Genomic DNA, 16,641 nt, shown 5'->3' on the forward strand with positions numbered 1-16,641 from the left:
GTTCGGGTTGCGCCCTGGGAGCCGTTAAGCCGTAAAATTCGGTAACAGAATAATCCTGCGATAGTCGTGATACTACTGTGGGAATCGAATGCGACGTTATTGAGATACAGCGCTATTCGCTTTTGAAGCGATTGCAGAAGTCCCAAGATTGAACAAGATTGAAGGAGGTCCGGCATATGACGGAAACAACGAAACGCGCGGTGGTGACCGGCGCATCCAGCGGCATCGGCGCGGCGACTGTGCACGCGTTGGTGGCGGCCGGATGGAGCGTGGTGGCGTTGGCTCGCCGCGAAGACAAGCTCAAGGAGCTGGCCGAGGAGATCGGCTCGGCGGTAAGCTATGTCGCCTGCGACATCACCGACGAAGACTCGACCCAGCAGGCCGTGGACACGATTGTTCAGGGCGGCGGAGTCAAGGCCCTCGTCAATTGCGCCGGCGGCGCGATCGGCAAGGACGCAGTGGCCGAAGCCAGCCTTGACGACTGGCGCAACATGTACGAGCTCAACGTGATCGGCACGCTGCGCATCACGCAGAAGCTGCTCCCGACGCTGAAGGCGGCGCCCGGCGGCGGCACGGTGCTCATCGTCTCCTCGACCGCAGGCATCGAGCCGTACGAGGGTGGCGCCGGGTACTGCGCCTCGAAGTCGGCCGAGCGCATCATGGCGCGAGTGCTGCGGCTTGAGCAAATCGGCCAGCCGCTACGTGTGATCGACATCTCCCCGGGACTGGTCAAAACCGACGAGTTCTCCGTCAAGCGCTTCGGCGGCGATGCTGCCAAGGCTGCCGCCGTGTACCAAGGCGTGCCGAACCCGCTCACGGCCGACGACGTCGCTGAGTCTATTCGCTGGGCGCTCGACCAGCCCGACACCGTCGACATCGACTCGATCGTGGTGCGCCCCCGCGCCGAAGGCTCCTACACCAAGCTCTACCGCGAGAGCTGAGAAGGTTTCGGCGTTTTCGTTTCTGGTCCTCGTGCTGTCGTCACACAAACAGGTTGGTTTGTGTGACGACAGCACGAGGATCAGCGCGTTCTGGTAGCTAGCGTAAGTGCCGCGTTAGCAGTCTTCATTCGTCCGATCTCAGTCGAAGCATCCCATTCTTCACGATGCTGATATAGCAGCAATACACCACAATAATCCGATAAATTATTAAGTATGAGTCCGATAAATTGTAAAGTAGAAGGCCAAAGCTTGCATTTCCGGTGACAGTAACCGTGTAATCATGACATAGCAGCGGGGTGGGGCCAGCGAATCGAATCGCTGGCCCCACCTTGCTGGGAAACTGCGGCGGTGCAAGTTTCACCTCACAATGTGTAACTTGCACCGCCGTTTATATGCTCGCACGTTTATACGTGCAACGAGCGGCTCACACCAAGTGGCTGCGCATGAACCACTGGAACTTTTCGAGATCCTGCACGTGATCCTGCACGATGTTCGAGCTGATCACGTCAAGTTCGTCGAGCTCCTTGATGGCCTCGCGGTCATCGGCGATGAGCTGGTCGTAGAAGTCGCACAGCGCCTTCAGATAATCCGTCGTGGAGTGGCGGCCGGTCAGGTCCACGCCCTTCCAGGTGCGATTGCGCAGAATCGCGTCGGGACGGCCGTCCGGGCTGCCGCCGAGGGTGGCGATGCGCTCTGCCGTCTCATCGGCCTGATTGCGCACGATATCGATCTGCGGATCGAGCATCTCGTGCACGCCGATGAAGCTCGGGCCGGTCACATTCCAATGCGCGTGCTTGAGCACCAGGGACGCTTCCTGCTCCTGGCTCAAACGATTCTGCAAAATGGAGACGATCTTCTCGGAGGCAGCCTCGTCCAGTCCGGGAACCACAAATTCAAGTGCCATAATTCATTCCTTCCTGTCAATGAACACAGTACTTCCATCCTAGCGGTCTTGGCTGTGGCTGCGTGCAGCCACGCCCGCTATCGTGCGAACTTCGCATTCGGCGAAATCCGGCATTTGCCGGTTTGTGGCCGTGTAAGTGCGATTTCGTCAAACAGAGGACGAAAGGCGACATGTTTTCCTCAGCATCTGGTGATGCGGCTGCTATGGCTGTCATTTAGTAAGCACATTGATGTACAAAATCGCTGATACGCGGTTTCGAGATCTTTCTTATACGCACAGAAATGGCGGAATACCAATAATCGTGCGAAGGTCTTTAGGTCGCATACTTTCGTAACTGCTTAATAGACGAAAAAACTGCTGAATAGATGAAAACAACGATTGCGGCATGGGTTGCGCGAGGAAATACTATGGGCGCAAGGTGAAAACTGGATGAAGATGCTGTCACACCATTGAGTAAGCAGATTTTTCGGCTATTAAGCACTTCGCCAAGTAGCCGAGAAAACGAGCATACTGCGTTTTGTTGCAATTCCGCCATTTCTGTGATTTGATATCCGACCAATACGGGGCATATGCCACGCAATTTTGCAAAATCTGCTTACTAAATATATGAAGGACGTGCGGTGCGGAATGAGAGCTCGCGGGTTTTGCAGACAAGGAGGACGCTCGAACTGCATATATCGTTGCAAAGTCGGGGTTTGCGCCTGTCGATTAGCGCTTGGTAATTAGCACCCGCCCGAACAGATGCGGATCGACAGGCGCATGTGCCAGCAGCTCACGTCACGCCTTGGTCGGTGCCTGCTCCGCTGTGGGATGAGCAAAAGCAGCGGAATTAGCAGAAGCAGTCAGAATCTGGTCATTCGCACTTCCCGCATCGCCGACATGCTTGCGCACTTCCAGCGTTTCGATGCGGCGGTGATCGACCTCGGTGACGACCATATCGTAGCCGTCATCAGAGTGCAGCACCTCGCCCACGGCCCCCATGCGGCCGGTGTGGGCTAGGAAGTAGCCGGCGACGGTCTCGTACGGGCCGTCGCCCAGTTCGATGCCGGTCAGATCCGCGAAGTCCTCGATGGTCATGCCGCCGTCAATCGTGGCCACGCCGTTGACGAACGCGCCCGGAGCGCTGCCGTTGCCGCTGTGGCGCGGCTCCTCGGGCAGGTCGTATTCGTCGCGGATGTCGCCGACGAGCTCCTCGGTCATATCCTCCAAAGTGACGATGCCATCGGTGCCGCCGTATTCGTCGATGACGACGGCCAGGTGGATGCCGCGCTTGCGCAGCAGGCTCAGGCTTGGCAGGATTTTCGAGGTGCCGGGCAGCGCGATACCCTCGCGGGTCACGTCGGCGACGGTGCGGGCGTGGGGGTCGCGCACGTCGAGCAGGTCGCGCACATGCACGAAGCCGAGCACATCATCGAAATCCTTGCCGGTGACCGGATAGCGCGAATACGGCATCTCGCGCACGTAGGCCGCGGCCTCGGCCAGCGGCTGCGCGCCATCGAGGAAGACCACGTCGGCACGCGGGCGCATGACCTCGGCGACAATGGTCTCCGAAGCGTCGAACACATCGTCCAGAATCGTGCGCTCGTCCATGCTCAGCCGCGAATTCGAGTTGACCAGCACGCGCAGCTCCTCGTCGGAGACCTCGCTTTCGGTCTCATTGGGGTCGAAGCCGAGCAGGCGCACGATGCCGTTCGTGTTCTTGCCGATGAGCCAGATGATCGGCCGCGTGATCTTGGCGAAGGCGTCGATGGCGGGCACCACGGCGCGTGCGATCTGCTCGGTGCGCTGCATGGCGATGCGCTTGGGCACCATTTCCGAAATGACGATCGAACAGTACGAAATGATAAGCGTCAGCACGATGGTGGTCAGCGGCGCCGCCGCGTTCTGCGGCACGCCCCAGCCCACGACGACCGGCACGATGAACGGCGAAATCGAGGATTCACCGAAGGATGCCGACAGGAAGCCGGACAGCGTCACGCCGATCTGCACGGTCGAGAGGAAGGTGTTCGGGTCACGCGCGATTTTGGCCACGCGTGCTCCGCGCGCATCCTCCAGCTCCATCTGGTCGAGCTGCGAGCCGCGCAGACTGACCAGCGCCAGCTCGGTGCCGGAGAATATGGAGCCGAGCACGAGGAAGACGAAAATCAGAAGGATGTTCAAACCAAGAGGCATGAACTCCACTCTAGGGGAGTGCCCGGTCTTTGGGGTGTGGCTTTGGACCGGTTTGGCTGCCAGCCCAGCCTTCAGCGAGAGAGTACATGATGGTATGTAATCGTATATTGTAGTGTGTAATCGTGTAATATGGTGTGCATTCGTGGTATATGGTGTGCAGCGCGTCATGTACGCAGGGTATGGGACGTACGGCTACACAAGCTACACAAGTCACACAAGGAGGCGCAATATGGCAGCGGAAGCCAATCCATTCAAGCCGACGGCTGGCAAGATGCCGCCCATACTCATCGGACGGCAGACGATTATCGATGACTTTTCCGAATCGCTGAAAAACGGCGTCGGCGCGCCGGGGCGCATCATGCTCGTCACGGGGCAGCGCGGCTTCGGCAAGACGGTCATGCTCACCGAATTTCGGCGCATCGCCAAGGCGCAGCATTGGGAGACCATCGCGGAAACTGCTTCTCAAGGATTGGTTGCGCGGCTGGTGGCGGCGCTGACGCCTGAAAAGTTACGGCTTGACGAGGCGGAAATCAGCCCGACGGTGGCTGTCCCAGGCATCATCTCCGCCAGCCTCGGACAGGCGCATTTCTCCGCGCAGACCAGTCCGTTGACGCTGCGCAATGCGCTCAACGAACGGCTCGGCAGTCGAAAGATCGGCAAAGGCAAAGGCATTATCATCACCATTGATGAGACGCAGGCCGCGTCGCGCGAGGATCTTGTGGCGATTGCTACGGCCGTGCAGCACGTCATCACCGACACCGACGAAAGCGATACGCCTGATGCCGAGAAGAAGGGCGTCGCCATCGTCTTCGCCGGGCTGCCGTACATGGTCAACGATTTGCTTGATAACGAAGTAACGACGTTCCTGCGCCGCGCGTTGCGACGTGAGCTTGACAATGTGCCGCTGCCGGACGTCAGAAGCGCATTCGTCCAGAGCGTCACTGAATCCGGCAAAACCATCAGCAATGACGATGCGCTCGATGCCGCCCGTCGCTCGGAGGGCTACCCGTACATGGTGCAGCTCGTGGGGTATTACATGTGGCAGTCCGCGCAGCGGCGGGGCTCCGCTGTCATCACTGCTGACGACGTGAACGCGGGGGCTGGCGATGCGATGCTAGCCTTTGAGGATGCCGTATGCGCTCCGGCATTGAATGGCACGACGGGTGCTGAACGGCTGTTTCTCACTGCGATGGCTGAGGACTCGCCGAATCCCACGAGAGTGGCTGACATCGCCGAGCGTACGCGTCGAAGCCGCAGCTGGGTGGGCAAATACCGTGCAATCCTCATCAAGGACAAGCTCATCCGGCCGGCCGATCACGGTTACGTGGAATTCGCCGTGCCGCATCTGGGCGAGTACTTGCGTGCGCTTTAGGCGGCGTACGGTTTATGGTCTGCGGTTCGCGATTTGCGGATTACGATCGACGACTGCAATCCGTGATATATCGTCGACAATCGGTGTTCAGCGTCGTCTTTTGCACGCTAACGTGAGGCTGGCGTACGAAATGTTACATAATGGACCTGTAAAACGTTACAGTTTTTACGGCAGGGTCCAACTACCGTAAGAAAGGCGACGCAAGTGAACGGTTCGCCGGCAACGGCTTGCAACCAGCAATCTGTGGTCGGGCGGTTCACAGAGCACAGGAGCGGCAATGACTGTCCCTCTTCATCTATTAAGCAGATTTCCGCGTATGGCCGTGTCAACAGGGTCTTCACAGACATTGGCATGTACCCATAATCGGCGGAATGCCGCGAATCCGTGTCGAAGCATGACGGGCTTGTACTTTCGCAAGTGCTGAATACGCGAAAAAAGTGCTGAATAGATGAAAGTAGTGCCGGATTGTGGTGCCGATGCCGCGATTTTCGTGGTTGCCGCCGACGCGACCGCTGTGGGCGTCTGTTCAGCACTTTTTTCGCGTATTAAGCACTTCGCCAAGTAGCCGACGAATTCGCCATAGCGCGTTTTGGCGGAATACCGCCATTCCCAAGAGTCAGCAAAGGGCCGTCTGAACATGCAAATCTGTGTAATCATCCCAGATGTGCTTAATAGATGTGCCTACCGGTCGCACGCACCCTTAACTGCCTGCAAAAGTGATACATCGCGGCGGTATAGCCATGACAGCGGCATGCACAGGCAAACCGAACACGGTGAAATGCTAAGCGGCATAATGCTCTTACTCGCATATGGCCGTTTCGTCGTCTGGATCGCTTAGAACGACAGGACTTCGACTTTGCCGTTGGTGACCTGGTAGCGGGCGCCGACGATGGTCACCCGCTGCTCGGCGATGGCCTGGCGGATGGTTGCGGAGCCGCTGACGAGTGCTTCGATGGTGCGGGCGACGTGCACGCGCTCGAAGTCGTCGGTGCTGGTGAGGTCGGATTCGCGGGCGGCCTGAATCGAAGCGCCGACTGAGCGCGTGATGATCGAATCCGATTCGGCGATGGTCTTGGCGAGATCGGTCTGGCCGGCACGAGTCGAATCGTCAATCAGCGTCTTAAGCTGGGCGACCGTCGAGGCGACTGCGCCGCAATGCTCGTGCCCGAGCACGACGAGCAGGCTGACCTTGAGCGCTTCCACGGCGAATTCGAGCGAGGCGACAACCGCATCGTCGAGCACTTCGCCGGCCGTGCGAATCGTGAACATATCGCCCAATCCCTGGTCGAAGACGATCTCGGGAGGCACACGTGAATCTGAGCAGGAGAGCACCGCCGCATCCGGATGCTGCGCGTCGATGAGCGATTCGCGCGTCTCCTTGTCCTGCCACGGGTGCTCGGCATCGCCCTGCGAGAACCGGCGATTGCCGGCCAGCATGCGGCTCCACGCGGCCGTGGCCTTCGCTTCGGTCAAGTCGGATTGCTCGGATTGTTCGGGTTGCGCATCGGGTTCGTCGGTCATGGCTTTCCTCTCATTCGGCACATTGCGTCGTTTTGGCTTGTCGTCGTGTCGGCTATTGTCGTATCGTCAATTGCGGCCGTTCGTGCATAGCCTTTCGCCATGATAGTCGCGCACGAATATAAATGATGTAAACAATCACAATCAGCGCGGGTCCACCACGCCCAGCCTAGGCGCACACCGTCGCGAACCTCTGCATACGAATCCCGCAGCCCCCTCCCCCAAAAACCTAAAACCCCAAAAAATCGCGCGGGGCGGGCCGGGAACCCGTAAATTCCCGACCCGCCCTACGGCGTTTATGCCGGATAAAGCCGGACGGACCGCGGCGTGCGCAATCATGCGCAACCGCTCTCATCCGTCCGGATCCGGATCACACCCGAATCAGCCCGTGTTCTGCAGGCCGGCGGCGACTCCCGAAACGGTGCACAGGATCAGGTAGATGAACCCGGCCTGCTGGCTTTCGCTCAGCTCTTCCTTGTCCACCTTCTTGCGCAGCGTCCTCAGCGCGAGCACCTGCGTGACCGACAGCGCGTCGACGTACGGCGAGCGGATACGCACGGCCCGGCCCAGCACGTGACGATGCTGCAGCGGCCATTCGTCGTCGACGATGAGCAGCACCCACTTGCGGGTCAGCTCCATCTCCTCAAGCACCTTGTCGCGCAGATCGTCGCGGTCGCCCAGCGCCAGGTACATCTTGGCGATGCGCTCGTCCGTCTTCGCGATCGACATCTCGATGTTGTCGATGAAGGTGGTGAACAGCGGCCACTCCTTGTACGCCGCACGCAGCGCATCGAGGTCGCCGAACTGCTCGCAGGCCGTTCCCAGGCCGTACCATGCGGCGAGGTTGATGCGCGCCTGCGCCCAGGAGAACACCCAAGGAATCGTGCGCAGATCGTCAAGCGACTTCGCGCCAAGGCCTCGCTTGGCGGGGCGCGAGCCGATCGGCAGCAGACCGACCTCGGTCAGCGGCGTCACGGTGGAGAACCACGGGGCGAAATCGTCGGCCTGGATGAGATCGAGGAAGCGCTTGTGCGAGATATCGCTCAGCGTATTCGCCATATCCGCATACTTCTCGGTCATCTCGGTGTTGATCTTCTCCACGCTCGGCGCGGACTGCAACATCGTGGCGGCCGCGACCGATTCGACGTGGCGCACGGCGAGCACGGGGTTGCCATACCGGGCGAAGATGATCTCGCCCTGCTCGGTGAGCTTGAAGCGGCAGTTGACCGAGCCGACCGGCTGTGCCAGCACGGCGCGGTTCGCGGGGCCGCCGCCGCGGCCGACAGCGCCGCCGCGACCGTGGAACAGGGTCAGATCGATGTCATGGCTCTTCGCCCACTTGGCGATGCGGTCCTGCGCGGAATGCAGCGCGAGCGTAGCGGTGGTCGGGCCGGCGTCCTTGGAGGAATCCGAGTAGCCGAGCATGACTTCCATCTTGCCGCCAGTGGCCTTGAGACGAGCCTGCACCTCGGGGATCTTGATCATTTCCTCGAGCACATCGACGGAATTCTCGAGGTCCTGAAGCTGCTCGAACAGCGGGATCACGTCGATGGTCGGCACGTCCTCGGGGTGCGCGAACGCCATGCGGTTGAGCTCGTACACGTCGCGGATATTCTGCGCCGACTTGGTGAAGGAGATGATGTAGCGGCGCGCGGCCTTCATGCCGTTGCGCTTCTGGATCGAGCCGAGCGCGCGGAAGGTGTCGAGCACCTCGTGCGTCATGGGCTGCAGATCGCCGCGCTCGCCGTGCAGGCCGTGCTCGCGGATATCCTCCAGCGCGCGCGAATGCACCACCGAATGCTGGCGGAACTCCATCTCGACCATGTGGAAGCCGAAGGTCTCAGCCTTCCAGATCAGGTCCTGGACCGGGCCGTAGGCGGCGCGCGGGTCGCCGGCCTCGGCGAGCGAACGCTGCACGATCCGCAGGTCGTCAAGGAACTCGTCGCAGCTGTGATACATGAGATCGGCGTCGCGCTCGATCGTGTAATGCAGCTTGTCGGCCATCACGAGCATGGTCGCGCGGTGCGGCTCCTGCGTGGAGATCAGGGTGGCCTTGTCGGTCAGCCGCTCGCTCATCTCCTTGAGATGGCTCCACAGCTGAAGCAGCTCGGGGCTGGGCGGCGTCGTGCCCGATTCCATCGTCAGATTGCGTCCGACGGTGCGGGTCGCGCCCTCAAGCGCGGTGATGACATGGTCGGTGAACTTGCGGGCGACCTTGCGGCTGACCTTGGCGGTGACGTTTGGGTTGCCGTCGCGGTCGGAGCCGATCCAGCTGCCCGGGTGGAAGAAGGCGGGGCATACCGGCGGCACGAGCCCGGCCTTGTCGCCCAGCACCCAGTCGTCGAAGCGGCGGTAGACCTTGGGAATCGTATCGAAGAGCGTGTCATCGAAGATATCGAGGATGGTGTTCGACTCTTCGACCGGAGTCGGCTTCTTCAGCGCGATCGGCGAAGTGCGCAGCAGGGCGTCGATCTCGTTGTAGAGCCTGCGGCGGTTCTCCTTCTTGTTGGAGCCGCCCAGCGTCGAATCGTTGCTGAGCAGAACCGCGATGCGGCGAATCTTGCCGGCCACTGCCTTGCGGCGGGCCTCGGTCGGATGCGCGGTGAACACCGGGTGGAACTCGAGCTTGTCGAGCAGCGCCTTGGCCTTCGCTGGGCCCATCTCGGTGATGATCTGATGGTAGGTGCTGGTCAGTTCGTTCACCGGATCAACGGCCTGATCGTCGCTGACTTTGGCTTCGCGCTGATGCAGCGAGCTGACGCGGTAATTCTCCTCGCACAGATTCGCCAGATGGAAGTAGGTGGTGAATGCGCGGGCCAGCAGCTGGGCGTCGTGCAGATTCATCGCATCGATGATCTCGCGCGCCTTGTCCAGACCGCTTTCCCCGGCTTCAGCCGGTGCCTGCCCGCTGTACTGCGCGTCGCTGTCGGCCACCACATAATCGCGGACGGTGTCGAACTTGCTGAGCAGCTCGGGGTTGAATTCCCCGACCACATCGCGCAGAATCTCCAGACATAGATCCATGTCGTGCTGCAGCGACGCGGGGAGCTCGTGCTCCTCCGGCAGCTTGGCGGGAGCGGTGACGGGCGTTTGCCCACCACCAGCAGCCGTGGCTTGTGTTTTCTGTTGTGTCATGAGACCTCCTTTGCCGAACTTCGGTTGCTCGATCTGTCGGTCGTTCGCGGCTCCTCCGCGATTGTGGTGACCGGCTGTTGCGAACCCAAAGCCATCGTTCGGTGGTTTGTGCGGCTTCATTGTAAAACTACCAAATCGACATTCGTGTTACCGAAGGGCGTATTGCGCATAATATTGTGCGTATTAGTGGTCATGTTTGCGGTCGTATTTGCTCTTGGTTGATGCGCGATTGATATGCGGTCGATATGTGAATCGATGCGTGAATCGATGTGCTGAGCGCGGCGGCGGGGCATGGCGTTGGGAACGGCTCCGGGCTCATACGTGGCGTGCGCTAGAACTTGTATTGTGACTTCCGAACAACAACGCGAACAGAGCGAACAGGCGACTGCGGCTGCCCACGTGGCCGACCATGCGTCAGGAACTGCTGAGGACACGGCCACGGCGGTGCAGCATTTCCACACCCATTCCATTCCGCTGGATATGGAGGATATCGAGCGCGACTGGGACACGCCGGTGTCCGAAGCCGGCATCGCCGCCAAATCGAGTGTCATTGTGCGCGTCGGCATGCTGGATCTGGGCGCAGGGACCGGAAGCTTCCGGGTGCGCGAGATGATGCATCGCATCGCCTATCCGCTCGGCGTGCATGTGCGAGCCGATGTGAACCTCACCGACATCGAGGCGTCCTGCACCGACGGCAAGAACCGCATCACCGAAGTCGTAGACCTGCCCACGACCGGCGTGAACACCGAGCGCATCTGGCTGCTCGAGCATTTCACCGACTGGTTCAACGTGAATCTCGGCGAGGAATCGATGTACCACGCCAAACCCACAGTCTCCGAGGAACTCGTGGAGCAGCTCGACAACCCCGCGTCGCGCAAATCCGCCATGCGCGCGGTCAAGCAGGCGCGGCGCGAGCGCGAGGATGCTGAGGACGCGGAAGATGCGATTGCGGTCGAGCGCGAGGGCGGGGATGCAGTCGGGGATGCGGCCGAGGGCGGGCAGCTGTCGCCGGCCGCCATGCCTCGCAGCAGCGCCCACAAGCCGCCAAAGGGCCAGTACGCCGAGCACTTCGACCATGTCGGTGCGGCACCGTTGCCAGCAGGCGGCTCCGGCATCACCGTGGGTCAGGTGCATAATCGGCTCGATCTGATCGAACGCCGCCCGCCGCTCTACTCGCCGCTGTTCTCCGGGCTCGGGTCGGCTTTGGCCTGCGCCGCGTTCGTGTTCCTGCTCGGTGGCGGACCCTACGACATGATCGGCGCGTTCATCGGTGCCGGAATCGGCCAATACCTGCGGCGGCTGCTGTTCGCGCGGCGGCTGAACCAGTTCTTCGTCACCTTCGTGTGCGTGGCTATCGCCGCGCTCGCCTGCGTGGGCACTCTGCGCCTGATCGGCATGTTCGACCCGGTCGCGTTGCAGCACGATACGGCATATATTGGCGCGATGCTGTTCGTGATACCCGGATTCCCGCTGATTACCGGCGGTCTGGATATCGCGAAAATCGATTTCCCCTCCGGCATCCAGCGCACCGCCTACACGCTGTCGATCATCCTGATGGCCACGCTGGCCGGGTGGATGGTGGCCACCATCGTGCACCTCAACCCACAGGGCTTCGCGCCGCTGGGACTCGACCTCTGGGTGAACGGGCTGCTGCGCTTCATCGCGGCATTCGTGGGCGTGTGGGGCTTCTCGGTGCTGTTCAACTCGCCGCAGCGTATGTGCTTCACCGCCGCGTCCATCGGCGCGATAACAGACACCCTGCGCCTGACGATCGTCGATTTCGGCGTACCCCCCGAGGCAGCCGCGTTCATCGGCGCGCTGCTCTCCGGCCTGCTCGCCTCGGCCTGGCGCTCCTCAGTGCGCCGTGGCATGCTGCCGCCGCACCTGGACTACCCGCGCATCTGCCTGACCGTGCCCTCGATCGTGATCATGGTGCCGGGCCTCTATATGTATCAGGCCATGTTCCACCTCGGCCAGTTCGACACCCAATCCGCGCTCAACTGGGCCTTCCGCGCCTTCATGGTCATCCTGTGCCTGCCCGTCGGCCTGGCCATGGCCCGCGTCATCACCGACAAAAGCTGGCGCTACGACATTTGACGCTGCGAACGGCTGGGCAGCCATCCGGTCGCCGGCTTTTCGTCCGCATCCTCGTCGCTCAGCGTACGTTATGGTGCACGTTGAGCGAGTCCGTATCGGAAAACGTACGCTGAGTCGCTGTCAGTGTACGTTTTCCAACATGGCCTTCGGTGGCGAGACCGGAATGCGCGCGTACACGAAAAGCTCGTAGGTTCGGAGCGCGAGCAGATGCGTTGAGCGCGTCGTGAAATGTCCTATCAGGGGTGCAGTATTCGAAGGTAGCGAATTAGCGAGAACGGTTATCAATTGGTAGACGTGGTGAATGGAACAGGTATGTCAAGGAAGGACATGACGGCATGATCGAGCTGAAAACGCCTAAGGAAGTCAATGAGATGCGGCCTGCGGGCAAATTCGTGGGAGACATCCTTGCGAAGCTGCGCGAGATGACGCATCCTGGGACGAATCTGCTCGAAATCGACGACTACGTGCGACAGCGGATCGAGGCGCGCCCGGGCGCGGTCTCCTGCTACGTCGATTACGCGCCGGACTTCGGCACCGGCCCCTTCAAGCATTACATCTGCACGTCGGTCAACGATGCGGTGCTGCACGGCATGCCTTACGATTACGCGCTGCGCGACGGCGATTTGCTGTCGATCGATCTCGCGATCACGGTTGACGGGTGGGTTGGCGATTCTGCGATCAGCTTCGTCGTTGGCAAGAAGGCCGACCCTGAAGACCTGCGGCTCATCCAGGCCACGCGCGACGCGCTCGTCGCCGGCATCCGCATGGCGCGCTCGGGCAACCGGCTGGGCGATATCTCGGCCGCTATAGGCGACGTGGCCCGCGAGCAGGGCTATATGGTCAATCTCGAATTCGGCGGGCACGGCCTCGGCCGCATCATGCACGGCGATCCCTTCATTCCCAACGACGGCAGGGCGCATCACGGCTTCCGCCTGCGTCCGGGCCTGGTCATCGCCATCGAGCCCTGGCTGCTGCGCACGACTGACGAAATCGTGCAGGACGAGAAGGACGGGTGGACCATCCGCTCCGCAGACGGCTCGCGCGGCGCCCACACCGAGCACACCCTGGCCATCACCGACGGCGACCCCATCATCCTCACCGCGCGCGAGCACGATGAAACCGTGGATGCGTTGGGGTTCTGAGGGGTTGAGGGGTAGCGTGCCATGTGAAGGCCGCTACCCTGCGTTTTTTACCGCGTGTTTTTGCCCCGCGTTTTTACTTCACATTCTTGATGCGCAGAATGAGCGCGGTGGCGATCAGCACGATGACAATCGCGAAAATGAACACTGCTGAGTAGGCGACCGTAGGGGTCTGGCTGGTGCCGAGCACGGCCTTGACGATGACGACGATCACCGAAGTCATAAGCGAACCGATGACCGTGGACAGCGTGTTCGCAAGGTTCAGGATACCTAAGTCCTTGCCGGCCTCGTCCGGATTGGGCAGCACGGATACGTTCAGCGCCTGGTCGATGGCGTTGTATATGCCGTAGCCGAGCCCGGCGATGGCCGCGAAAAGATACATGCCAAGCTGCGAGCGGAAGAGCAGCGGCATCAGCGTGCCAATGGCGAACAGGCAGCTGGCGAGTGCGACCGGGATTTTGCGCATGCCGAGCCGGTCGGTTATCGGTCCGGCGGAGACAGCGGCGATAAGCGATACGATCAGGGTAATCACGGCCATTGTGGCGATGACGGACACGGCTTTGACCTTCGCGTTTGGGTCATTTGCGAAGATGTAGTCCTGCGCGATGAAGAGCTGGTAGGTGTTGATCATCCAGTAGCCGCCCATCATCAGGGTTCGGCCGACGAGCGCGTAGTAGAAATCAGGGGCGTGCCTCGGCGGACGGAAGCTTGTGAGCATCGACTTGACGGTGATTTCGACGCGCGGCTCGTCCCGGTTCGACTGTTCGCGCGGCCATACGACGACCACGAAGATGCCGGACAGCGCGAATACCGCCAGGCCCATCATCCAGCCAGCGAACACTCCGGCCGCCCCGTTTTTGAGCAGCTGCGCTCCCACGAAGGAGCCTACGGTCTGCCCGGCTGCGCCGCCGGCGCCGTAGAAGCCGGAGATCGTCCCGCGGAACTTGTCGGGGATGCGGTCGGACACGGTGGCGACATACGGGGCCAGCATCATGTTGTAGCCGAGCTGGGTGCAGCACCACAGCACCACGATCAGCGTCTGCGAATGGGTGAATGCGATTGAGCCCACGGACAGGCCGGCAATGATGCCGCCGGAGATGATCCACGGGCTGCGTTTGCCGAAGCGTGAACGGGTCAGGTCAGAGAAGGTGCCGAAGACGATATTGGACAGGAGCGCCACCACCGCGCCAACGGCGTTGATAATGCCGAGCATCGATTCCTTGCTGGCCGGATCGATGCCTTCGAGCACATCCGGCAGGATCAGGGAGCTCAGCGCGACCCAGGGAATGGCGCAGGCAGTGGCCGAAATGGTGAAGCCGATGCCGAGGCGAACCAGTTCCCTCATGGTTGGTCGATGACCGTCGGCGGAAACCATCGGGTCGCGCATATCCATGAAGGCGGAGTCGGGATCGGGCACGGGCGCATCCACGGTAGCTATGGCTTTCAGCCCTTCTGCAGGCGCGGCTGGCGTGGTGGGAACCGAGGCGAGCTGCGGCTTTTTGGCCTGTGGCACCGTTGTAGCCGTCTCCGTAGCTGTCGTATCGGTGCCGTTGAGGGCCGCCTCGGGTGGCTTGTCGCTGGGTGGTTCGTCGTTGGATAATTCGGCCGGCGCGAGTGCTGCGGCGCTGGGATCTAATAATGTGGTCATAGCGGTCTTTCTGCGTGCTCATGTCGTGGGTGGTTCATGCGCCTTGCCCGCGTTGGATGTGTTGGATTGGCATTCGTTGTATTAGCCGGATTGTGTTGGCCGGACTGCGCGATGACTATGATGATTCTGATGGCCGTGTCAGCTCACGGTCGGCGGATTGGCGATGAGATCGTTGCTGCGGTGCTCGCCTGCGCCATCGGTCCAGGTCAGCGAAACGACTGAGGCTTTGCTGTCGACTCCCAGACCGCGACTCGGTTCGAAGCTGAGTGAGGCCGTGCTTGCGCCATCTGCGGCAGTCCAGCTGAGGGTGATCGAGCGGTCGGAGCCGGCAGTATAGCTGAATGCGCCGTTGAAGGCGTCGAGGGTGTTGCGCAGGCGGCACAGCGCATTGAGCGCGCGCACCACGGGGCGTTCGAGGTTCCTGTCGATTTCGGCGACCGAGTAGTAACGCCGGTTGATGTCGCGGCCGTTGTTGGTCGTGGCGAGCAGCTCCATGTCGTTCGCGCCGGCCAAGGCCCCCACGTAATAGACCTGCGGGATGCCCGGCAGGAAGAACTGCACGGCGCGCGCGGCGATATAGTGCTGGTCATTGCAGCCGAGCGCCGAGTAGTACGTGGAGTTGACCTGGTAGAGATCGAGGTTGCTCGCGGCGGCGCCTGTCGCGGCCGCTGACTCGCCGTGCGTATTCGCGTGAATCGTGGTGACCAGGCTGTCCACGGCCTCGTCCGCGATTAGCCCCTTGAGGCTGCGGTCGAGTTGGTCGGAGCCGATGTCGATTACGCCGATGCCGTCATGCGTGTCGAGCACGTTGACCGCGTTGTTCGGGCGGACCTCGATCCAGTGTGCCAAAGCGCTCGTCTCTCCGGTGAACAGCGTGTGCAGCAGGAGCGGCGGCAGCGCGAAATCGTAGACGCGGTCGACCTTCGAGGCGATGCCGATCTGCTTCTTGTAATACGAGTGGACCTCGATTAGGGTCTCCAAACCGCGTTGGGCTGCCTCGGCCTTGATGCGGCCGATCAGCTCGAAGGTTTTCGGCGTCATGAAGCAGCTCGTGCCGGCCTCCTTGGCGCCGTAGCCCACGGCGTCCAGGCGGATGTCCTGCACATGGCTCGCCGCTAGGCGGTCGAGGATCGAAATCAGGTATGCCCAGCCTTCCGGCGAATCCGTATCGATATCGACCTGCTGCGGCGTGAACGTCGTCCACACCAGTCGCGTGGTGCCGCCCCAGTTGTAATGCGTGAACGGCAGGCCCGGCCGCGGGCGGTAGATGCCGGCGAGCTCCTCCTCATTGGCGCCATCAGGAAAGACGCTGGACATGGTCAGGAACATCTTGGCGTAGGGGCTGGTTTCGCCTTTGGCCATAACGTCTTGAAACTGATGCGACTGCCAGGACATATGGTTGACGATGGTGTCCACCATGATTTCGTGGGTGCGGCTCAGTTCGGTCACATCATCCCAAGAGCCAAGTCGGGAATCGACCTGCGTGTGGTCAATGGGGTCGAAGCCGGCGTCCGCCCCATCGAACGGCGTGAAGAACGGCAGGATATGAACGCCCTCGTACACCCCCTCGAAGCGCGTACGCAGCATGTCCGTCATTGAGGAGATCGTCCCGTCGCCGAACCTGTTGGCGTAGGTAATGAGCTGGACTGCGTTCTTCACTGAATCTCCAATCTGTTGCATGCTGTGCTGCGGCAATGTGGTGCTGTTGGTTGTTG

At 61.2% G+C, this 16,641-nt stretch carries 9 protein-coding genes and 1 pseudogene; 4 read left to right on the top strand and 6 right to left on the bottom strand.

The annotated features are described in order from the left end of the window. Window positions 1-176: 176 nt before the first annotated feature. Window positions 177-941: an SDR family oxidoreductase gene (locus tag LKK40_RS08810; protein WP_273193432.1), complete on the top strand. Its 765-nt coding sequence runs from the start codon at window positions 177-179 to the stop codon at window positions 939-941. A gap of 424 nt (window positions 942-1,365) precedes the next feature. Here the strand turns inward: LKK40_RS08810 and LKK40_RS08815 are convergent, their stop codons facing one another. Together LKK40_RS08815 and LKK40_RS08820 are read right to left on the bottom strand one after the other, a co-directional pair. Further along, window positions 1,366-1,845, bottom strand: a complete 480-nt coding sequence (locus tag LKK40_RS08815) for a Dps family protein (protein ID WP_024463828.1) — start codon at window positions 1,843-1,845, stop codon at window positions 1,366-1,368. Between the two features lie 777 nt (window positions 1,846-2,622). Beyond that, window positions 2,623-4,017, bottom strand: a complete 1,395-nt coding sequence (locus tag LKK40_RS08820; RefSeq protein WP_273193426.1) for a hemolysin family protein — start codon at window positions 4,015-4,017, stop codon at window positions 2,623-2,625. Between the two features lie 229 nt (window positions 4,018-4,246). Between LKK40_RS08820 and LKK40_RS08825 the strand changes: the two genes are divergently transcribed. Continuing rightward, entirely contained in the window at window positions 4,247-5,389 is a 1,143-nt protein-coding gene (locus LKK40_RS08825; protein WP_273193423.1) for an ATP-binding protein, read from the top strand. Between the two features lie 834 nt (window positions 5,390-6,223). On the opposite strand, the gene LKK40_RS08830 is transcribed toward LKK40_RS08825, so the two are convergent. Continuing rightward, a complete protein-coding gene (locus tag LKK40_RS08830; protein WP_024463831.1) occupies window positions 6,224-6,910 on the bottom strand; it encodes a carbonic anhydrase in 687 nt (228 codons plus the stop codon). A gap of 378 nt (window positions 6,911-7,288) precedes the next feature. Continuing rightward, window positions 7,289-9,976, bottom strand: a pseudogene (locus tag LKK40_RS08835) (phosphoenolpyruvate carboxylase); the annotation flags it as partial. A 546-nt stretch (window positions 9,977-10,522) separates the two neighbouring features. Here LKK40_RS08835 and LKK40_RS08840 point away from each other — a divergent pair. Both LKK40_RS08840 and map read left to right on the top strand, forming a co-directional pair. Continuing rightward, on the top strand, window positions 10,523-12,139 hold the full coding sequence (locus tag LKK40_RS08840; protein ID WP_304310328.1) for a threonine/serine ThrE exporter family protein: 1,617 nt from the start codon (window positions 10,523-10,525) through the stop codon (window positions 12,137-12,139). A 335-nt stretch (window positions 12,140-12,474) separates the two neighbouring features. Further along, the gene (map, locus tag LKK40_RS08845; protein ID WP_304310288.1) at window positions 12,475-13,281 is read left to right on the top strand and encodes a type I methionyl aminopeptidase; all 807 of its coding nucleotides are present in this window, start codon (window positions 12,475-12,477) and stop codon (window positions 13,279-13,281) included. Window positions 13,282-13,354: 73 nt separating this feature from the next. Here the strand turns inward: map and LKK40_RS08850 are convergent, their stop codons facing one another. Then, window positions 13,355-14,926, bottom strand: a complete 1,572-nt coding sequence (locus tag LKK40_RS08850) for an MFS transporter (protein WP_304310289.1) — start codon at window positions 14,924-14,926, stop codon at window positions 13,355-13,357. Between the two features lie 138 nt (window positions 14,927-15,064). After that, window positions 15,065-16,585, bottom strand: coding sequence for a sucrose phosphorylase (gtfA, locus tag LKK40_RS08855; RefSeq protein WP_304310290.1), 1,521 nt, complete (start codon window positions 16,583-16,585; stop codon window positions 15,065-15,067). Window positions 16,586-16,641: the final 56 nt, after the last annotated feature.

This window comes from Bifidobacterium tibiigranuli (assembly GCF_022655035.1).
Taxonomy (GTDB): Bacteria; Actinomycetota; Actinomycetes; order Actinomycetales; family Bifidobacteriaceae; genus Bifidobacterium; species Bifidobacterium tibiigranuli_A.